Origin of the sequence: Acinetobacter sp. NIPH 2100 (assembly GCF_000369805.1) — a bacterium.
Lineage (GTDB): Bacteria > Pseudomonadota > Gammaproteobacteria > Pseudomonadales > Moraxellaceae > Acinetobacter.
On sequence record NZ_KB850224.1, the window covers coordinates 3,786,302 to 3,807,112 of the forward strand.

Sequence of the window (20,811 nt, forward strand, 5' to 3'; positions counted from 1 at the left end):
TACTGCCCTGATTTTTAAACAACTGATGTGTAGGATGCTGTTCAATAATCGCTAGCTTGTCAAGTACAGTGGCGGATTTAGAACAACTTCCTAACAAATTTTCCCAAAAATAACTACAACTTAAAAGATGGCCTTTAATTTGCTATTTAATGCATTCCAACCATTGGCAACCCGATCAACAAAACTACGATCACTTGCTTCTTCTGGTTCTTCAACTGTATCTTGCAAATCGCTTTGGCTAAACATCAACAAACCCGATACTGTGGCGTACATTGAACGACGCAAAGCAGGTAAATGTTGATCATCCGCATAGACTTGTAATGGCGGATTGCCTAAATGTGCAGACACGCCCAACATACGACGCGCCAAATTCACCATACCTTCAATTTGACAAGAATCGCCTGTGAGTACCACACCATGGTAGAGACCATGAATTGCACCGCTATGTTCCAGTTCTTCACGAATTAAAGTGAAGATTTCTTCATAACGCGCAATGATGATTTCTGCAAGCTCAATACGACTGATGGTTTGTGTACCGTCAATCGCTTGCACTTGAATCATGTGATCTGGCTTCACCACACTTAAGTCAACACAACCATGCAAAATTTTGATGCGTTCAGCTTCTTCGGTTGTGGTCTGTAAAACAGCGGCAATATCACGGGTGACATTCTCACCACCACGTGGCAAGGTTCGTGCCAAAGCCAAACGACCATCTAAATACACCGCAATATTGGTAATTCCTGCGCCAATATCAACTAAACATACACCATATTCTTTTTCATCTTTGAGCAGACTGGCTTCAGCGGTTGCCAAGCAAGACACCACCATTTTTTCCACCCCGATATTGGCCCCTTTCATGGCACGATCAAGGTTTTGCATGGTGCTGATCGGCATCATCATCAACTGATAATGACCGGTCATGCTATGCGCAGACATATTCACTGGGTTTTGTACCCATTCAGCTGAATCACCAAGCTCAAAACCCAATGGCACAGCACTGGCGAGGTAATAGTCTGGTGATACATGACTCGCTTTGGCCAACTCTAGTGCACGAACCACTTCATTCGTCGTAATAATATGATCGTGGTTGGCGACTGGGGTACGGCCTGATGCATAAAAACTTTGTAATTCTGTACTTGGAATCGACACCCACGCACTATGAATACGACACTCCGCCATATCCTCAGCTTCGGATACCGCATTCTTAATCGCCGCAATCACCTTGTCTAAGCTAACAATCTTGCCTTTAACCATACCTCGGTTGCGAGCAGTTGCCATGCCAATGACTTGGATCTTATCTGGTGCATGGATCTTACCAATCAAAACTGAGACTTTATGGGTCCCAATATCAATCGCAACAACTGAGGGAACAGCTTCACTCATTACTTCAATACCATATCTTTAGTGTTGTTTAGGACAACTGTCCTTTATTTTAAGCCACGTATTATGGCTTTGCCTGAATTGCCCCTGCAAGGCTTGTGTCATCAATCGTTACAACTAACTGACCGTTAACAATCTTTGGCGGAGCTGCGTTTTTCCACTGAATAGCCAAGCCATTCCGATAACGCAAATCAATCGCCGTGATTTTTGACCATACAGGTTTTAAATCCGTTTGTGCCAAATGGCTTAAGCGTTGCAACTTATTCATGGTTTGATCTTGGTCCACAATAATCCGTAGGCCCGAATCAAACTGCATGAACCAAGTCATACGCTCGGTTAAATACAATTCTTTTAATCTCAAATTCGCTGGATGAAACAATTGATTAATTTCATTATAGCGACGCATCATCATTTTGGATTGGCTGGCTGGCCCATGTAAAAGCGGCAAGTTTGGATGTGCTGTTGGCACCGCCTCGCTAAATACATCGCCATTGTCACTCAGCAAACGCCCTGTTCCCCAACGTGCAATCGCATGACGCGGCATTACCCGCACTCGAATTGCATTTGGCCAAGCCCGTGACACCACCACACGATCAACCCAAGACACTTTTAATGCTTGATCTCGAATCTGTTCTAAATCTGAAGTGAAGTAGTTATCTTTAACAATTGGATTGAGAAATTGAACCAGCTGTTGATTTTCAACATCAGAATTGGTCCCAACCACCTGCAACTGCGCGACTCGTGCATCCGTCATGACTTTATACAAGCCAAACAGACCCAACGCCAATACAGCAAATGCAATCACCAGCAACATCCAACCGCCCGCATTCACCATTTTCTGTTTAGGCGAAGGCGGTTTCTCGTGAATCGAGCTAATGGCTGGCCGTGTTTTACGGCGCATAGAGGCAGGAAGCTGAGCCATAAATCGTTAAGCCGATGCTGCTAAGGTTTGCTCTAAAATAGCAACACAAAGCTGATCAAAACTATAACCGACAGCTTGTGCTGCTTTTGGCACCAAAGAATGGCTGGTCATACCTGGAACTGTGTTCACTTCTAACAACCAGAAGTTCCCCTGTTCATCCTGCATCGCATCAATACGGCCCCAACCTTCTGCACCTACGGCTTGGAAAGCGCGTAAGCAGAGCGCTTGCAAGCTTTTCTCTTCTGCTTCGCTTAAACCGCAAGGAATGCCATATTCCACATCATTACGCTGATACTTTGCTTCATAGTCATAAAAAGCAACGTCTGCTGGTGGCTGTAAACGAATCACAGGCAATGGCTGACCATTCAAGAATGAGATCGTAAATTCACGACCTGTAATCCATTTTTCTGCCATCACCACAGCATCATGCTGAGTTGCTTTTTCAATTGCAGCAGCAAAATCCTCAGCTTTTTCAACCTTGCTCATCCCAACGCTTGAACCTTCATGCACAGGTTTGATAATCACAGGTAAGCCCAATTCAGCAATCACAGGTTCAAGATCCGTATCTTTGGTGATAATGCGGTAAGGTGCAGTTGGCAAGTCACTGCCCTGCCAGATTTGCTTGGTCTTAACTTTATCCATACCAATGGCAGAACCTTGCACGCCTGTACCTGTATAAGGAAGGTTTAACCACTCCAATACACCTTGGATCTGACCATCTTCACCGCCACGACCATGCAACACGATAAATGCGCGATCATAAGCAACTAACTCAGTCACACTACGATCTTGCGGGTCAAATGCTTCTGCCTGAACGCCCGAACGCAATAACGCCTCTAAAACAGCTTGGCCGCTGTCCAATGACACAGCACGCTCAGCCGACTTCCCACCAAATAACACAGCAACTTTGCCGAATTTTGCAGCATTTGACACGTTTATATCCTTAAAACTTTTAATAATCACAAAACAAAATTATTTGGCATACAAGCGATGCTGAGCCAATTCTACCGAAATTGCACCAACGTTACCCGCGCCTTGTGTTAATAACAGGTCATCCGCTTGTAACACTTTTTGTAAAACGTTCGGTAAATTGCCTTCCACTGGATCGACCAAGATCGGCTCAACCTCACCACGTAGGCGAATACTACGTGCCAAAGCACGGCTATCTGCACCTACAATCGGTTTTTCACCCGCTGGATAAACCTCTAGTAATAATAGTTGATCGACTTGTGATAACACATCAACAAAATCATCAAAACAATCACGAGTACGGCTAAAACGGTGTGGCTGGAATAACATCACCAAACGACGGTCTGGATGGCTAGCCCGTGCAGCTTTAATGGTGGCTTCAACTTCTTTTGGATGGTGACCATAGTCATCCACCAGTTTCACTAAGCCTTCGCCAACTTCATACTCACCCTGAACTTGGAAGCGACGCCCTACGCCACTAAAGCCTTCTAAAGCACGGCAAATCGCACCATCAGAAACCCCTTCGTCAGTTGCCACACCAATCGCAGCAAGTGCATTCAAAACATTATGCAAACCTGGTTGATTAATAGTGACACGCAATGGCTCACGGTCTTTACGCAATACTGTAAAATGCGACTGCATGCCTTCTTGTACAACATCTACCGCACGGATGTCATTGTCTTCAGCAAAGCCGTAGGTCAATACTGGACGACCAACACGTGGTAGAATCTCACGAATATTGGCATCATCGCCACAGACCACAGCCAAGCCATAGAATGGCAAGTTATGTAAGAATTGAATAAAGGTATCTTTTAACTTATCAAAGCTACCTTCATAGGTATCCATATGGTCTGCATCGATATTGGTCACGATGGCAGCCATTGGCTGTAAATACAAGAAAGAAGCATCTGATTCATCCGCTTCTGCCACAATAAAACGGCTTTCACCAAGCGCAGCATTTACCCCAGTGCTGTTCAGCAAACCACCAATCACATAGGTCGGATCAAGGTTTTCTTCTGCCAACATCGTCGTCAACAAACTGGTGGTGGTGGTTTTACCATGCGTTCCTGCAACCGCAATACCATGACGGTAACGCATCAATTCACCCAACATTTCCGCACGACGCACGATTGGCGTACGTTGTTCGATGGCTGCTTTAATCTCTGGGTTTTCAGGATCAATCGCCGTCGATACCACCAAAACATTGGCATTTTTAATATTGTCAGCCGAGTGACCAATAAATACCTTGATCCCATTCGCTTCAAGTTGAGCCGTGGTTTTCGACGCTTTGATATCTGAGCCTGAAATTTTATAACCTTGGTTACTCAATACTTCGGCAATACCGCACATCCCCGCACCACCAATACCAACAAAGTGGATATTTTTAATACGGCGCATTTCTGGCACTTTAATCAGCTTTTTGGCTTGGTTTGGATTTGTTGGAGACATAGATAAACTCGAATTACAATTTTTTAATCAGATCAACCACATGCTGCGTTGCATTCGGTTGTGCTTGTTGACGTGCTTTTACAGCCATTTCAGAAAGTAACTGGCGATTGAGTAAGCCAGCCAACATCTCATCTAAAACAGCAGGTGTCATGTCTGCTTGCTGGCAAATCTTTGCAGCGCCAACATTTGCCAAAAATTTAGCATTTGCCGTTTGGTGATCATCTACCGCAATCGGTAAAGGAACAAAAATCGCCGCCAAACCTGCGGTTGCCACCTCGGTCACCGTCAAAGCACCCGCACGGCAAATAATCAAATCCGCTTCACTATAGGCCTTCGCCATATCATGAATAAAGGGCTCGACTTGAATATTTAAATGCTCTGGTGCACCTTGGTACAAAGCACGAGTTGCATCTTGCTTATTTTGACCACATTGATGGAACACCTTGAGCGGCACAGTGACCTTTTTCAAGGCTTCTGGTAAACGCTCATTTAATGCTTGCGCACCGAGAGAACCACCCACGATCAGAATATTGAGCGGCAGCTGTTCCTGCTCACGGGTTTGATAACGCCATGACGGATTCAAAATCGCAGTAATCTCCGCACGTACAGGATTACCTGTGGTCACGATCTTATCACTGCTAGCAAAAGTATTTGGAAAAGCCTGACACACGGTCTTGGCAATTCGTGCCAGTTGGGTATTGGTAAAACCTGCAATCGCATTTTGCTCATGGATCAGTACAGGGATCCCCAGTAATCGTGCAGCCAAACCACCTGGACCTGCGACATAACCACCAAAACCTGCCACAGCATCAATTTTCAGCTGTTTCATGTAGCGCATTGCGCTTAAAGTTGCTTTTAAAATTTTAAACGGTGCACTCAGTTTACGGACGAGGCCATTGCCCCGTACGCCTTGAATATCAATTTGATAAATTGGAATATTTTGATCTTTGAGCAACCGATTTTCCATTCCCGTAGGCGTCGCTAACCAAGAGACTTGGCAGCCTTCCTGTTGCAGTTGTTTCGCAACAGCAAGTGCGGGAAAAACATGCCCACCAGTACCTGCGGCCATCATCATGACATGTTTGGGTTTGTTCTGTGGTGAATTGGTCACGGTCTAATTCTTCAACTCAAAAAAGAAGGTTATCGTCTATTGTTTTCGGCAGTTATTTTAATCCTAAAGCTTCATTCACGAAAAGCGAATTTCACTTGTTTACAACAGAAAGCTGGGCTTTTTTCGATTCTTTGTTAAAAACAAGGTACTGCCGATATGCAAATGCCCATTTGCATCTAAATTTTCATTCAATACAAACGGGCATTTTGGTCAAAAAGTGAAACTTTTTTAGTTTTGACGACCTGCTTCTAACACCGCAAAAAGATCATCGGCAATCGATGTCCCAAATTGTGTATCAATCTCACGAATACAGGTTGGACTCGTCACATTAATCTCGGTCACATAATTGCCAATCACATCCAGGCCAACAAAGACTAGACCTTTTTCACGCAGGAATGGGCCGACTTTCGCGGCAATCAATTTATCATTTTCACTGAGTGGACGCGCCTGCCCCAAACCGCCTGCTGCCAAGTTACCACGCACTTCACCATTTTGTGGAATACGCGCCAAACAATATGGGATCGGTTCACCATTCACCATCAAGATACGTTTATCGCCTTCGACAATCTCAGGAATATAGCGCTGCGCCATGATTGGGCATGTCCCCATTTCTGTCAGCATTTCCAAAGTCGAACCGATATTCACCCCATCTTGGTATAAACGGAAAATCCCCATACCGCCCATACCATCTAACGGTTTCACAATCACATCGCCATGTTCTTTGATAAATTCACGGATCAGGCTTTGTTGAGAGGTCACCAGAGTTGGCACTTGTAGCTCTGGGAATTGGGTGGCAAACAATTTTTCATTACAGTCACGTAATGATTGTGGTTTATTGATGATCCAAGCACCTTCACGCTCAGCCTGTTCCAAAATATAGGTGGTGTAGACAAAGTTCATGTCAAACGGTGGATCTTTACGCATCAAAACCACATCGTAATCTGCCAACGATTCTTTGCGCTTTTCGCCCAGCTCATAATAATGATTGTAATCTTCAAACACTTTTAAAGGTGAGATCAGACCAAAAGCTTTGCCTTGGTCGATATATAAATCGTGTTGTAATGCATAACCCAATTCATGTCCGCGACGACTGGCCGCCCATAACATTGCCATGGTTGAATCTTTTTTAAGATTCACGGTTTCAATCGGGTCCATCACTACCAGTACACGCATAATCTGACACTCGTATTTTTAATCTTGGCAAAAAGTATAGCGAAGTTTACTGATGATGTTTAAACAAGTTATGTAATTATTAAATCTAAAAAATTCTAATTTATTCAAATCACTAGATTCAATTTATTTAAATAGACTATTTTATTACGGATAAAAAATTACTGGCAAATGAATCCACCGCCAGTAATTTGAAAAGCATCGCATTTTAAATTCAAATTAAGCCAAAAGTTTTTGAATATCTTTGGCAATTTTTTCAGGTTTGGTGATTGGCGCATAACGCTTAACCACGTCACCGTTTTGATTGATCAGGAATTTGGTGAAGTTCCATTTAATGCTGCTGCCTAGGAGGCCTTTAGCTTCAGAAGTGAGGTATTGATACAAGGGATGTGCGCTTGGACCATTGACATCGACTTTGGCAAACATCGGGAAAGACACGCCATAGTTACGTTGACAGAAGCTGCCGATTTCTTCATTGCTCGAGGGATCTTGATTGGCGAATTGGTTACATGGAAAACCGAGAATCACCAGACCCTGCTGTTGATAGTCCTGATATAACTTTTCCAAACCTTCAAATTGTGGCGTGAGACCACATTGGCTAGCGGTATTCACCACCAATAAAACTTTGCCTTGGTAGTCCGCGAGGTTCTTTTGTTCGCCTTCTAGCAGTTCAGCCTGAAAATCATAAATCTTGCTCATAAGTGTTCTCTCATCTATCCAATATGGAATTGCTCAAAATCGTTTGCTTAATCATTCAGCTCGTTCATTTAATATTGCACACAATTATCTTGTGCGCAAGTTTATTATGCACAATGTACTTTTAGAGCAATCCAATTTATACTGAATGTTCAACAACCAAGTCGAGGAAAAAGCATCGTGGCTGACGTTTCATTTTTGGATAACCAAGTGTGTTTTGCCATGTATTCCGCGACCAATGCGATGATTCGCCAGTATCGCCCTTTGCTGCAGGAATATGATCTGACCTATCCGCAATTTATTGTATTGCTGGCTTTGTATGAACAAGACAATGTGATGTTGTCTGAGATTGGACAAAAGACTTTTTTTGATTCGGGAACGCTGACTCCAATTATTAAAAAACTCGAAGAAAAGCAGTTTTTAAAACGCGTTGCTGTCAAAGAAGATGAGCGGATGAAGAAAGTAATTTTGCTGGAAAAGGCGCTGGCGTCAAAAGATGAAATTACCCTGATTCCGTTTAAGCTTGCCTGTTCGTTGGGTATGGACCCAAATGATCTGCTGGCGATTCATAACTTATGCCATCGTTTTTTAAAGGGTTTGGAACAATCTAAACTCGAGTCTACGGAAAATTAAATGCAGCAAGCGATTGTCGGTTTTCATCTCGATGAGGAAGGACATTATGTTGCTGATCTCGCCTGTGGTCACGGGCAGCATATGCGCCATGACCCACCGTGGCAGAATCGCCCTTGGGTATTAACCGAACAAGGGCGCAATGAAAAATTAGGTATGGTGTTGGAATGTAAGAAGTGTGAGAAGATGAAATCTACATAAGCAGCTTTGTACTCAATGCTAGTTGTACCTATCTCAATGAGATAACAGTAAATCATTACTCCAACAAACCTAACTTTTTATAAATATTCTTACGCTGTGCTGCATTATTTTGATCACGACCATCTTTCGCATAATTTTTTTCTATAAACACCGCTGCTTGTTTTTCTGACATTGGCTTTTGCATGCTCGAAGCTGCCAATAATACACTGTAAAGATTAAAATGATCCTCAGAATATACACAAGAACCATTCACTGTATTGATGACCGTGTTTTGATCCACATCTGGATACATCATTTTAAGTTTTTCAACAGTGTCTTGGATACAGTATTGGTAAAGCATTTGTGTCTGATTTGCACCTTGCGTGATTTCAGCCTGTGTTAAGATTTTATCGCTAAGTTTAGCTTTCAGAGTTGATGCAATTTGATTATTCTCTGGGAGTGCTGACCATGCTAATTGGACAACACTCAGACCTAAAACAGCGACAAGTAATAATTTAATTTTTATCATAATGAATAATCAGCCTAAAAAAGTAAGGTAATTATATAAGAAAATCATTCAAATCATTACCACCAATACCTGTATTCAATCTTTAATTGAAAATCCAAAATGCCCTGATAATACCAAAGTCATTCTAATCGGTTCACCGTGGGGTGTTGATAGTCATAACGGTAAAGAACTTGTGTTCTTCACAACCAAATTTACTCTAAGGGGCATTGCGCAATCACTACGAGAACACATGAATGGGATCAGTGTTCTGAACTTGGGCTTTCTGGCCAGTGAATATGAAATCTATAAATCAACTCAAGACGTTTTAAAAGAAACTGAATATTCGCTCATTACCTTAACCGAAGTGATTCAAGCAATTCATTTTATTATTTTAACCAGTCAGGCGAACTGTATCAAAGATCCTGATGCCTACGATGGTTAGAAGTATAGGGATATAAAACCTGATGCGATGTATAGAAATTAAAGGAAACATCAACTAAAAAGCCCAATAGATGATTGGACTTTTTAGTTGATACATATTGTTTATATATCCATTTTTTTAAATAAAAAGAAAGGTAAATTTCGAATAATCATCATAATGATTGCCCATTTACCTGGTGTGTAAATGGTTAATTTACCTTTATCAATTCCTTGCACAATATCATTCGCAACTTGTTCTGGTGACGCAAGCTTACCTTTGCCTGACATTCCAGCCGTCATTGGCGTTGCTGTCGGACCCGGTTTGATTAAAGTTGCTGTGACTTGAGAACCGATTAAAGCAAGGCGATGTTGCAATCCTTGTAGATACTTATCAAGCAGTGCTTTTGATGCACCATATACATAATTTGATTTACGACCACGATCACCCGCGACTGAACCAATCACGGCCAATTTCCCATGATTATGTTCAATCATATGTTTCGCAATAATTTCAGTAAATAGCACAGGTGAAAGCGCATTCACTTCGATTGCCTGCTGACATTGGACTAGATCATTTTGACATTGCTCTTGATCAGGTAAATTGCCATGTGCAACCAGAGCAATATCGATTTTTCCCTGTTGATTGATGCTATCAATACAATCCTGAATTGCCGCCGCATTTAAGAAATCAACGGTCTGCAATTGGATATTCGCTTGCGGAGTGCGGACTTTAAGATCATTCGCAACACGCTGTAATTTGTCTTGGTCTCGACCTAATAGAATAACCTCACAAGGTTGCTGCTTCAGCCAGAGTCTGGCGCAGTGTTCGGCAATAGCAGAAGTTCCACCCACAATTAAGATTTTTGCTTGATTTGACATTTAGGCCCCTAATAGACGACGAGACATTTCCGAGCTGATGCCTGGGTCCCGATATTTTAAAAATTCAGTAAAGCGTGGATAGCCCGCTTCAAATAGTGATCTTGGCATACGAGCATCTTTGGCTAAATAAAGGCGGCCTTGTGCTTGTTGTACGATATGATCCAACTCATTTAACAGCTTTAAGGTTTTTTCACCACGATTTGGGAAATCCAATGCCAACGTAACACCCGATTTGGGAAAACTCAGTAATCCACCTGACTCACGATCACCAAATGTTTTTAATACTGCTAAAAATGAGCCTTCACCTGATTTTTTAATGGTGTTTAACATCTCTTGAGTGACTTCTTTGCCAATGTCTTTCGGCACTACACTTTGATATTGGTAAAACCCTTTTGGTCCATACATTTTATTCCATTCATGCATAGCATCTAATGGATAAAAGAATGGCTCATAATGTACTTTTTGCGGCTGTCTTTTTAGCGAGTTTCCATGGAAATAGGAAAAATTAAAGATCGGTAAACTAAGTTTATTGACCAATGAAATAGGCGGATTAATCGGAAATACTTTATCTTTTATTTTAGGTTCGATTTGAGTCGACTGACCCGCGAGATTACCTCGTGAAAAAAGTCCCTTAGCATTTGCACCATTCATACAATCAATCCAAGATACCGTATATTCCCAATCTGGTTCAGATGAATCAGAGAGTGCAAAAAATTCATCTAGATTGTGATAAGGAATGGTTTCTGAATCAATCCAAGAACTTTGGACTGGACGTAACTGAATTTTGGCTTCTAAGATTATACCAGTTAGGCCAATCCCACCTAAGGTTGCATAAAACCAATCTGCCCTTTCAGTCTTTGAGCACTCAATAATTTCACCATCCGTACGCAGTAATTTAATCTGCAGAACGTGGTCGCCAAAAGAGCCAAAAGCGTGGTGGTTTTTACCATGGACATCATTGGCAATGGCTCCACCTACGGTAATCATCTGCGTGCCTGGTGTTACAGGTAACATCCAGCCTTGCGGGATTAGTGTCCGATGAATGTCTTGTAAAGTAGCACCTGATTCGCAGTGTAAAATTCCAGTGTTCAAATCAAAAGAAATCAAATGATTCATAGCTGTGGTCAGCCATAAAAGGCCATTACCATTTAATGCCACATCACCATAACTACGCCCCATACCATGAGCGATACCTGGGAACGTGCCATGTTTTATTTGTCTGGATGCTCGTGAAGGTGTTAGTAAAGGAATAACCTGATGTTCAGCGTCAGAAAGCCTACCCCAAGCCTGCATTGTTTTCATTTATGCCCCAACTTTACGAAACACAAAATGTTTATCTAAATAATATTTGCAAATATAGCCAATCATTAGACCGATTATTCCACCCACATAACGCATTTCTTTGGTTCCAAAAACTGCATGAAAGCCAAACTCAAAACCCCAGAAAATAATCGTAGTAAAGATACCCATAATGGTATACAGCAGAAAAACCTTTCCATCATGTTTGGTATTTTGTGTTTTATATTTAAAAATATACTTTTTATCTAAGATATACTTAACAATTAAACCAACACCTGTGCCGACAAAAATTGAAATAAAAATATAAAAATTTCCAACATAAATATAACTGGAAATATCTTGTGCTATAATATTGCAAAAAGTAGCAACCATAGCAAATGCTGTATAAAGCAGCGCGAGCTTAATCGAGTCCATCATTTATATTTAATAGCGCTGAAAAAAAATGTATGATATAGCAGAAAATCGGTCTTTTCTAGCGGAAATCCCAGGACTGATAAAACTAATAAGACCTAAACAATGGCTTAAGAATAGCTTTGTTTTCGCACCTCTGATCTTTGCAGGCGAATTCCTAAATTTAGGATCCATTTATTCCGTATTATTTGCGGCATTTTTATTTTGTCTAGCAGCCTCAGCGGTCTATATTGTTAATGACTTAAAAGATATAGAAAAAGATCGGGCGCATCCCGAGAAATCCCTGAAACGACCTTTAGCTTCAGGTCAGGTGAGCCCCCAAAGTGCAATTATTTTATTAACGTTGATTTATATTGCTCTAGGGTTCGCTTGGTTAGTTGCACCCAAGGTCATCTACGTGATCGTCGTATATTTACTGCTGAATTGGGCCTACACCTTTAAACTGAAACATGAACCAGTGATTGAAATTTTCATTGTCGCCTTTGGTTTTGTATTACGTGTCTATGCAGGTGCTGTCGCCTTGGCCGTGCCAGTATCTCACTGGATGTTTATTACCACATTAAGTATTTCACTGTATCTCGCTTCAATTAAACGTCGTCAGGAACTCATACAAAGCGGCTCACAAGGGCGTGGTGTACTTGAACACTATTCAGTCAGCCTAATTGACCGCTTTGCAGGAATTTCTGCCGTTACAGCCATTGTTTTTTATAGCTTGTATACGATGGAAGTACAGCCACAGCTTATTATCACCATCCCATTTGTCATGTTTGGCTTATTCCGTTACTGGTTTATTGTTGAAACATTAAAAGGTGGTGAATCTCCAACTGACGTAATCGCTCAGGACTGGCAAATATTATTAACCGTTGTTTTATGGGTTGCATGTTGCATTTGGACATTATTACCAGCTTAGTTTTATTTTGGATTGTTTTGTGAAGTCTTATATTTACCTTATTACCCCATTTCTAGCTTGGCTCGTTGCGGGCTGTCTGAAATTTCTTATTAATTCAATTAAGGCCAAGAAATTGGCCTTTGGATTAATTGGCTATGGTGGATTACCAAGTAATCATAGTGCCATTGTAAGCAGCATGACTGCACTTATTGCCTTTAAGGAAGGGATTGATACACCTGCTTTTGGTGTTGCGCTTACCCTCTCATTTATTGTGCTATTAGATGCAAACAGTTTAAGACAAGCTATTGGTAAACATGCAGTAGTAATTAATCGTCTGGCCAAAGATACTCCTGAGTATCAGTATTTAAGAGAACGCATGGGCCACACCAAGATTGAAATCTTAGCTGGTGTCGTTGTCGGTATTTTCGTTGCTTATTTAGCTAGCGCGTTGTAAATCGAATATTAAGTTGTGACTATATAACTGATAAATGTTAATTGAGTCACTAATTTAATTCTTGTTTATCCTTCCAGTGTTAGTTAACTAATAGTCATTTCATAATTAATTTTTAGTAGCGCATTTATGAACATGTTCATTAAAAGCAATAAAGAACATATTAAATTTATTTTATATTCTTTATTGATCCTTATTGTGATTTTATTTATTCACAGCAACATATATTCTTTTGATTTCACAATAAGATTACATGACTATTTATATTCACAATGGGTATTTAGCTATGACTATGGCTTTGTCAGAAGAGCTTTACCGGGTGAAATATTAAGCATACTGGGAGTAGATCCAACTTATAGACATGTCCGCTTAGTATCTATTCTTTTTCTAATTGTATTATTCTATCTTTTTGCTAGAATCACCTATGTTTTTTTCAAAAAATTAGAACTTGATAATAAATATGTTATTACTTTTTCACTATGTGTTTTTAGTTTATCATTTCTAACCTCCCAATGGGTAAGGGAATTATCTCGCTTTGATCATGTCGGTCAGATTATTCTACTCACCGCTATTCTACTCATATTAAAAAATGTAAAAAACTCGATTGTTTTAATATTTATATTATTATCACTACCAATAATGGCATTGACTCATGAAGCAATGCTAATATTTTTCGTTCCAACTTTGGCGTTTATATATTATCAAAAATATAGGAAAATAAGCCACATTTTTCTAATTGGGGCAGAGTCTGCTCTGCTATTGGTAGCAGTCGTTATCTATGGCAAGATGTCTCCTTTCCAAGTTAATTCTATTATTAAAACTTTTATGTATTACGATCATTTTCAATCTTATGCCGTCAGTACATCGTTACTGACTTTAAAAGAAAATTTCGTAACAAACTATCAAACCTTCTTTGAAACTAAAGCATATTTAAAAATATTTTTTACATTCCTTTTTTGCTCTCCTATTCTTTTATTTATTAAAAAAAGCACAGATAAAAAAACATTTCTTCTCATATTGTTTTTTTCAGCATCTCCATTAGCTCTAACATTAATAGCATTTGACTATATTAGATGGATTGCACTATTCCTATTCAACTTATCTATAATATTTATGTCATTAGCAATAATGAATACTATTGACAGAAATTTAATTGCATCAAATTTCATGAGTCTTAAAAAACTCATATACTCTTATGCACTAGTTTCCTTGTTACTTGGCCCTATAGGAATAGGAAATCTATTTATCAACTTCTATGAAGTTAATTTGCCTTGGGAAAAAAGAGAAAAATGGGACCAAGAATTACTAGTCAAATTAAATGACCCAATCCCTTTCTCTAATATTAGGCTAAGTATCGATGATGTTAATTCTATTACTCAACTTTACTTTTTAAACCAAGAAAAAGTTAAACAAGAAAAGCTCAATAAAGTAGTTATTCATCACTACATTAAAGCTTCGAATGAGGGCAATACTGATGCCCAAAATACTCTTGGCTTCTTCTATTTTTATGGGATACATACATCTATAAATTATTGCTCTGCATTAGAAATGTTTAAAGTGTCTGCCCAAGATCAAAACAAGCATGCCTTATATAACTTATCTCTTTTGTATAGGAACGGCGTTTGTATCGAAAAAAATATTAAAAAGGCGAACAGCTTATTAGTACAAGCCGCTTCACATGGAAATGATTTGGCTAAATTCATGTTAGCTATTAATTATTTACATGGTAACAATGGCTTTGTTAAAAATAAAAAGGAAGCTTTAAAAATATTGGCTGAACTAAAAAATAGAGGAAATTTACCTGCAGAAATTTCATTGGAAGCACTTAAGCTGGGTAACGTTCAATAATTAATGTCTGATCGTAAGCCGTTCCAGAGTTCAATACGCTGGAACGGCTTTTGGATAATTTTCCATATGCCACGTTTGTTTTCTAATCGCCATATCAATAATAAATTAGATGAACCTAAAAGCGAACTTTCACATATTTTTCTTTTTCATTATTCCTAAAACTTAATTCTTGACCTCAAGCCAACTTGAGCTTTTATAGTTACCCTCTAATCTAAAAATACGGATAAGTGGATGAACAATTCAAGTAAAACATTTCTCATTTACGGTGTTAGCAAAGGTCTAGGTAAAGCCATTGTTCAAGCTGTACCAAGGCCAACAGATACTGTCTATGGCGTCTCTCGCACCCAACCACAACAAATTCCAAACTTAAACTGGATTTTTGCTGATCTATCCAAGCCAGAGTCGGCTGTAAGCGATGTAAAAACAGCAATTGGACAGCAACAAATTGATCTACTGATTTACAACGTGGGCATCTGGGAACAACAGGCATTTAGCGACAACTATAATTTTGAAAATATTTCTGCTGCTGAAATCAACCAAATCATTCATACCAATATCAGCACCTGTATCCTGTCGATTCAATCTCTCATTGAAAATCTCCAACTCTCCAACAACGCCAAAATTATTCTGATCGGTTCGACTTGGGGTGTTGATAACCATAACGGTAAAGAACTTGTGTTCTCCACAACCAAATTTGCCCTAAGAGGCATAGCGCAATCACTACGAGAGATTTTACGAGAACACTTGATTGGTGTGAGTGTATTGAACTTAGGCTACCTTGCCAGCGAATATGAGATCAACAAACCTGTTCAAGACATTTTAGAACAAACCGAATATTCCCTTATCCCTTTAGCCGATGTGATTCAGGCAATTCATTTTATTATTTCAACCACGAAGGCAAGCTGTGTTAAAGAAATCCTGATGCCTGCGATGTTAGATCAGAATATTTAAGTTTAAATTTCACATTATTAATCACAAAAAATCAGCAAAAGCTTTGACACTCCATACAAAAACATATTAACCAATTATTCTAAACAAAAAATGCCAAAATAAATAAATATTAATTTTTTTATTTTTTAACAAAAAGAAAATATAATATATTGTTATTCATTAAAAATAAAAATTAAATTTTCCCAAAAAGACCAAAAATGACAATAAAAAAAGATTTATGTGTAAAAAAAATAGAAAAACCAACCACTTGATAAAATAAATTTTACATAACCATTAAAATATATAATATTGAAACGAATTAACAACCAGCCAAAAAGTGAGAAAAATAATGCTATCAATTGAATCAACAGAAAAAGAGAAAGTTATTAATGAAATAAAAGAATTTGGCTTTTCTAATGTAACAGGAAAATCATTTTCACTTTCAGGAGGTTTTCTTGAGTTCATTGAATTTAGTCAAAGTTGGGAAAATATGCCAGAGGATATCTATTTTGGGCAAAAAGATTCAGGACGACGATTCAGAAGATATAGTGACTTTGACTATAACCCTGTCACGAAAAAAATTTGATCTAGATGAATATTAAAAGCTTTATCGAAGATTTTTCAGTTTCCGCTTTTGCAGCTGGTTTCACTACAGTCCTTGTGGGTGTGACCAGCTCGATTATTATCGTCTTTCAAGCAGCTACTGCTTTAGGAGCGAATTCAGCAGAAATTGCATCATGGATTTGGGCACTTGGTTTAACACTCGGATTATCAAGTATAGTTCTATCCCTTTATTATAAGATTCCACTCATTGCTGCTTGGTCTACACCAGGTGCAGCATATTTAGCAATTAATGGCCATCAGGCCACCTTAAATGAAGCTATTGGAGCATTTATAATAAGTGGCCTATTAATTACAATAGCTGGATTTTCATCATTATTTAAAAAAATAATTAGCCACATTCCTACTTCAATTACATCAGCTATGCTAGCTGGGATATTACTTCCTTTCTGTTTAAAAATAATTGAAATGTATTCAAAAAATACAAGTTTAATCATAGCAATGACTATTTCATACTTTTTAAGCAAAGTATTCGTTCCAAGATATAGCATATTAACAACATTAACTATAGGCGTTTTTTTTACCCTTTACCAAGGAGGTCTCAACAATATACCAATATCATTTGAATTAACACAGCCTATATTTATTAAACCAATTTTCAACCTTCATTCTATTTGGAATATCGCGATTCCACTTTTCATTATCACAATGGTTTCTCAAAATCTAGTTGGAGTCTCCATAATCAAATCATTTGGTTATCCTTGTCCTACAAATCAAGCCGTTGGAATAACTGGTTTTTTCAATACCATTTTTGCACCGTTTGGGGCATTTTCAACAAATTTAGCTGCTATAAGTGCTGCATTATGCTTAAGCCCAGATGTACATGAAGATAAAAGTAAACGCTACATCGCTTCTGTTATTGCAGGCTTTTTTTATGTCTTGGTTGGTATTTTAGGTGCTACCATAACATCACTGTTATTTTTATTTCCTAAAGAGTTCGTGATCACATTAGCTGGTTTAGCTTTATTATCAACACTTATAAATAGTTTCTTAGATGCTTTTAGTGTAAAAGGCGAACAAGAACCAGCAATACTCACTTTTCTAATTACAATATCTGATATAAAAATTTTTGGAATAAATTCAATTATATTAGGGCTGCTTTTTGGAATGATCTTATATTTTATTTTAAGAAAAAAAGCAGCAATTTATAAAAAAATTAAACTTAAGCCCTTTTAACAAAAAAGGAAGCCTCAGCTTCCTTTTTTATATCTAAAACTTAGATGCCATATTTTTCACGATATGCCTGCATATTTGCTAAAGCATCTTTTTCGCCTTTCGCATCTAAATAATCCATCAAATCTTTCATGGTGATGAGAGCATGCACAGGAATTTCTAATTCTTTTTGAACTTCCTGAATCGCAGAAAGCTCTCCTTGACCACGTTCTTGACGGTCTAATGCAACCAACACACCTGCAATTTCAGCACCTGCATTTTTTAAGATAGTCACAACTTCACGAATCGCAGTCCCCGCAGTGATCACATCATCAATGATCCAGACTTTTTGACCTGTAACCGATGCACCCACTAAGACACCGCCTTCACCATGATCTTTGGCTTCTTTACGGTTAAAACCCCAAGGTACGCTTTTGCCATGAACCTGAGACAATGCCACCGCTGTTGCTGCGACAAAAGGAATCCCTTTATAAGCTGGGCCAAAAATCACACCAACATTGTCACATTGTACCAGTTTATCGGCATAGCCTTGCGCTAACAAAGACAATGCTTCACCATCGTTTAACAAACCTGCGTTAAAGAAATAAGGACTGACACGGCCTGATTTTAAGGTAAACTCACCAAATTTAAGCACTCCACGTGATAATGCGAGTTCGATAAAAGCTTGCGGATGAAATGACACAGGCGTTGTCATATAAAGTGCTCCAAATTCTTCAATTGAGGTTAAACAGACGTATGATACCAAAGGATAGCTATCCAAGTGATGTAAAAATTCTTCGAGTCGTTTCAATTAACGTAAATGGCTTGCGTTCATCAGTCACCAAAGGTCTACTCGAATGGTTAGAACAGTCGGGTGCCGATGTGGTGTGTATGCAGGAAAGCCGCATCACCCATGAACAATGGACCGATAAATTTAAACCTGAAGGTTGGTATACCCACCTGTTCCCAGCTGAACGTGCAGGCTATGCAGGTACAGCGATCTATAGTCGTCTGCCCTTCGTGTCGGTAAAAGATGGTTTAGGTTTTGAACTTGCTGATTCTCAGGGGCGTTTTGTCGCGGCCGAATTCGATTTGGGCTTGTCACAAACTATTCATATTGCTTCGTTATACTTGCCATCAGGATCAAGCGGTGACGAAGCGCAAGCACGCAAAGACGTGTTTTTACAAGAATACGCCAAAATACTAAAACAGTGGCGAGATGAAAATAAATCCATCATTGTCTGTGGGGATTACAATATCGTGCATAAACGCATCGATATTAAAAACTGGTCAGGCAACCAGAAATCTTCTGGGGTTTTGCCACATGAGCGTGCTTGGCTTGATCATATGTATGATGAGTTGGGTTATGTGGATACTTTCCGCGAAGTTCGCCCTGAAGCAGAATTGTATTCATGGTGGTCAAATCGCGGTCAGGCGCGTGCAAAAAATGTTGGTTGGCGTATTGACTACCACGCCTGCTCTCCAGACTGGAAAGCACGCACAACCAACGCATGGGTGTATAAAGAACAATGGTTTAGCGACCATGCACCGGTCATTATCGACTATAAAATACACGAATAAGTGAACACTTGTTCACTTTGGTCGCTTCTTTGGCTTACATAACTTGTCGCTTTTGTATATTTTTATTTCACTTCTAGAACGGCATTATAGCTTCACGGCACAGGGAAGCGGTCAGGATGACCAAAAAGGGATAGGACGCCGTAGGAAGATAAAATAAACTTAGATTAAGTTTATTTGCAAGGATGAGACATTGGACGTTGAAATGAGACCCGCATAATCAGGAAGATTATATGCGGGTTTTCTCTTTTCTAGATCTTAGATTTTCTTGCTCTGATTTGTCTTTAGCAGGTTAGCTCAAACCGTATGATCATTTTCGTCATTTAATTTTTTGCTTCACACATTTTACCGATCAGCGTGATAAAAAATTTCAACTGGTACAGCACCCATCTTTTACGTTAGGCTTTGCCCCATATCTTTTATTGTTTTCGATGGTTTTTCACATGTTTAAAATTTACGGCATTAAAAATTGTAATTCGATGAAAAAAGCCTTTGATGCGCTACAAGCCAAAGGGATCAATTACGAATTTCATGATTATAAAAAACAAGGCATTGATGCAGAGACTTTAGCGATCTGGCTAAAAGAGATCGGTGCAGACAAAGTATTGAACAAAAAAGGTACCACCTGGCGCAAATTGACTGCCGATGAGCAAGCACATGCCACCAGCAATGAACAAAACCTGATTGAAACCCTCATCGCGCAACCAAGCCTGATTAAGCGTCCTGTACTGCAAACACCGCAAGGTTTTGTGATTGGTTTTGACGAAGCGACATATCAGGACTTATCTGCTTAAGCATTTTAGATATGTAGATACAAAAAAACCGAGTCAGAACTCGGTTTTTTTCATTCACAGATGGCTTAGTTGGTACGAATCCAAGTTTGGTTACGACCTAAAGCAGCTACGCCAATATAACCACGTAATTTCAGCTTTTTACCACCGTCGATGATTTCAGCTTTTAACTTGTAGGTTTTACCGTTCTTAGGATCGATAATTGAACCACCATCGTAATTCACACCACCCACATTTTTCAGGCTATGTACAATGGTTACGCCTTTGAGTGGTTTGTTGTGATAAGTCCCTTCACATTTAGAGCAAGCATTTTCTTGGCCAGCCACTAAATACTTTTGAATAGACGCAGTCAGAGTTCCATCCTTTTGCTCCGTGAATTTCACGATCGCCTTTGGCTGTTTTGTTTCATCATCAATGGTCTGCCAAACACTGCCATTCAGCGCATCCGCTGCATTGGCAAAAGTTGTCAAACCGAGCAATCCAAATGCTAAAGCAATTTTCTTCATTTTTGTAATATCCTTAAGGGG

Annotated in this window: 23 protein-coding genes and 1 pseudogene; 11 read left to right on the forward strand and 13 right to left on the reverse strand. The window is 39.3% G+C overall.

The genetic code is table 11. From position 1 onward, the window contains the following. Positions 1–120 precede the first annotated feature (120 nt). The 7 genes from ftsA to F887_RS00630 all read right to left on the reverse strand — a co-directional run bounded on the left by ftsA (position 121) and on the right by F887_RS00630 (position 7,700). Positions 121–1,383: a cell division protein FtsA gene (gene ftsA, locus F887_RS00660; RefSeq protein ID WP_005185883.1), complete on the reverse strand. Its 1,263-nt coding sequence runs from the start codon at positions 1,381–1,383 to the stop codon at positions 121–123. Between the two features lie 61 nt (positions 1,384–1,444). Beyond that, positions 1,445–2,302, reverse strand: coding sequence for a cell division protein FtsQ/DivIB (locus F887_RS00655; RefSeq protein ID WP_005297548.1), 858 nt, complete (start codon positions 2,300–2,302; stop codon positions 1,445–1,447). A gap of 6 nt (positions 2,303–2,308) precedes the next feature. Continuing rightward, positions 2,309–3,235: a D-alanine--D-alanine ligase gene (locus tag F887_RS00650; protein ID WP_005297549.1), complete on the reverse strand. Its 927-nt coding sequence runs from the start codon at positions 3,233–3,235 to the stop codon at positions 2,309–2,311. Positions 3,236–3,274: 39 nt separating this feature from the next. Beyond that, on the reverse strand, positions 3,275–4,720 hold the full coding sequence (gene murC, locus F887_RS00645; RefSeq protein WP_005297550.1) for a UDP-N-acetylmuramate--L-alanine ligase: 1,446 nt from the start codon (positions 4,718–4,720) through the stop codon (positions 3,275–3,277). Positions 4,721–4,733: 13 nt separating this feature from the next. Further along, positions 4,734–5,831, reverse strand: coding sequence for an undecaprenyldiphospho-muramoylpentapeptide beta-N-acetylglucosaminyltransferase (gene murG, locus F887_RS00640; protein ID WP_081401650.1), 1,098 nt, complete (start codon positions 5,829–5,831; stop codon positions 4,734–4,736). A gap of 228 nt (positions 5,832–6,059) precedes the next feature. After that, positions 6,060–7,004: a glutathione synthase gene (gshB, locus tag F887_RS00635; protein WP_005297552.1), complete on the reverse strand. Its 945-nt coding sequence runs from the start codon at positions 7,002–7,004 to the stop codon at positions 6,060–6,062. Positions 7,005–7,220: 216 nt separating this feature from the next. Continuing rightward, positions 7,221–7,700 carry a glutathione peroxidase gene (locus F887_RS00630; RefSeq protein ID WP_005297553.1) on the reverse strand — a complete coding sequence of 160 codons (480 nt, stop codon included), beginning with the start codon at positions 7,698–7,700 and terminating at the stop codon, positions 7,221–7,223. Positions 7,701–7,877: 177 nt separating this feature from the next. Here F887_RS00630 and F887_RS00625 point away from each other — a divergent pair, with 177 nt between their 5' ends. Continuing rightward, on the forward strand, positions 7,878–8,330 hold the full coding sequence (locus F887_RS00625) for a MarR family winged helix-turn-helix transcriptional regulator (RefSeq protein ID WP_005297555.1): 453 nt from the start codon (positions 7,878–7,880) through the stop codon (positions 8,328–8,330). Further along, positions 8,331–8,528 (forward strand): DUF3565 domain-containing protein, encoded by a 198-nt coding sequence (locus F887_RS00620; protein ID WP_005297557.1) that lies wholly within the window; start codon positions 8,331–8,333, stop codon positions 8,526–8,528. Between the two features lie 55 nt (positions 8,529–8,583). Here the strand turns inward: F887_RS00620 and F887_RS00615 are convergent, their stop codons facing one another. Beyond that, the gene (locus F887_RS00615) at positions 8,584–9,036 is read right to left on the reverse strand and encodes a hypothetical protein (RefSeq protein WP_005297558.1); all 453 of its coding nucleotides are present in this window, start codon (positions 9,034–9,036) and stop codon (positions 8,584–8,586) included. Between the two features lie 40 nt (positions 9,037–9,076). Between F887_RS00615 and F887_RS18915 the strand changes: the two are divergent. Further along, positions 9,077–9,473 (forward strand): annotated as a pseudogene (locus F887_RS18915) (short-chain dehydrogenase); the annotation flags it as partial. Between the two features lie 85 nt (positions 9,474–9,558). Here the strand turns inward: F887_RS18915 and F887_RS00610 are convergent. From F887_RS00610 to F887_RS00600, 3 genes are read right to left on the reverse strand one after another with little or no spacing between them, the layout of a single operon-like run. Then, on the reverse strand, positions 9,559–10,314 hold the full coding sequence (locus F887_RS00610) for an SDR family NAD(P)-dependent oxidoreductase (RefSeq protein ID WP_005297561.1): 756 nt from the start codon (positions 10,312–10,314) through the stop codon (positions 9,559–9,561). Then, positions 10,315–11,616, reverse strand: coding sequence for an FAD-binding oxidoreductase (locus F887_RS00605; protein ID WP_005297562.1), 1,302 nt, complete (start codon positions 11,614–11,616; stop codon positions 10,315–10,317). After that, positions 11,617–12,030 (reverse strand): GtrA family protein, encoded by a 414-nt coding sequence (locus F887_RS00600; RefSeq protein ID WP_005297563.1) that lies wholly within the window; start codon positions 12,028–12,030, stop codon positions 11,617–11,619. Positions 12,031–12,055: 25 nt separating this feature from the next. On the opposite strand from F887_RS00600, the gene F887_RS00595 reads away from it, so the two are divergent. The 6 genes from F887_RS00595 (at position 12,056) to F887_RS00570 (ending at position 17,939) form a co-directional block, all read left to right on the forward strand. Further along, the gene (locus F887_RS00595) at positions 12,056–12,934 is read left to right on the forward strand and encodes a decaprenyl-phosphate phosphoribosyltransferase (RefSeq protein WP_005297564.1); all 879 of its coding nucleotides are present in this window, start codon (positions 12,056–12,058) and stop codon (positions 12,932–12,934) included. Between the two features lie 19 nt (positions 12,935–12,953). Next, positions 12,954–13,367, forward strand: coding sequence for a divergent PAP2 family protein (locus F887_RS00590; protein ID WP_005297565.1), 414 nt, complete (start codon positions 12,954–12,956; stop codon positions 13,365–13,367). Positions 13,368–13,493: 126 nt separating this feature from the next. Further along, positions 13,494–15,212 carry a tetratricopeptide repeat protein gene (locus tag F887_RS00585; protein ID WP_005297566.1) on the forward strand — a complete coding sequence of 573 codons (1,719 nt, stop codon included), beginning with the start codon at positions 13,494–13,496 and terminating at the stop codon, positions 15,210–15,212. 231 nt (positions 15,213–15,443) lie between these two features. Further along, positions 15,444–16,163: an SDR family NAD(P)-dependent oxidoreductase gene (locus tag F887_RS00580; protein ID WP_005297567.1), complete on the forward strand. Its 720-nt coding sequence runs from the start codon at positions 15,444–15,446 to the stop codon at positions 16,161–16,163. A 328-nt stretch (positions 16,164–16,491) separates the two neighbouring features. Continuing rightward, positions 16,492–16,728 carry a hypothetical protein gene (locus F887_RS00575; RefSeq protein WP_005297569.1) on the forward strand — a complete coding sequence of 79 codons (237 nt, stop codon included), beginning with the start codon at positions 16,492–16,494 and terminating at the stop codon, positions 16,726–16,728. Positions 16,729–16,733: 5 nt separating this feature from the next. Next, positions 16,734–17,939 (forward strand): benzoate/H(+) symporter BenE family transporter, encoded by a 1,206-nt coding sequence (locus tag F887_RS00570; RefSeq protein WP_005297571.1) that lies wholly within the window; start codon positions 16,734–16,736, stop codon positions 17,937–17,939. A 40-nt stretch (positions 17,940–17,979) separates the two neighbouring features. Here F887_RS00570 and pyrE read toward each other — a convergent pair whose 3' ends face one another. Next, a complete protein-coding gene (pyrE, locus tag F887_RS00565) occupies positions 17,980–18,630 on the reverse strand; it encodes an orotate phosphoribosyltransferase (protein ID WP_005147704.1) in 651 nt (216 codons plus the stop codon). A gap of 41 nt (positions 18,631–18,671) precedes the next feature. Here pyrE and F887_RS00560 point away from each other — a divergent pair, with 41 nt between their 5' ends. Both F887_RS00560 and F887_RS00555 read left to right on the forward strand, forming a co-directional pair. Then, positions 18,672–19,496: an exodeoxyribonuclease III gene (locus tag F887_RS00560; RefSeq protein WP_005297573.1), complete on the forward strand. Its 825-nt coding sequence runs from the start codon at positions 18,672–18,674 to the stop codon at positions 19,494–19,496. 440 nt (positions 19,497–19,936) lie between these two features. Next, entirely contained in the window at positions 19,937–20,287 is a 351-nt protein-coding gene (locus F887_RS00555) for an arsenate reductase (RefSeq protein ID WP_005297576.1), read from the forward strand. A gap of 65 nt (positions 20,288–20,352) precedes the next feature. On the opposite strand, the gene F887_RS00550 is transcribed toward F887_RS00555, so the two are convergent. Continuing rightward, on the reverse strand, positions 20,353–20,790 hold the full coding sequence (locus F887_RS00550) for a DUF2147 domain-containing protein (protein ID WP_005209507.1): 438 nt from the start codon (positions 20,788–20,790) through the stop codon (positions 20,353–20,355). Positions 20,791–20,811 lie beyond the last annotated feature (21 nt).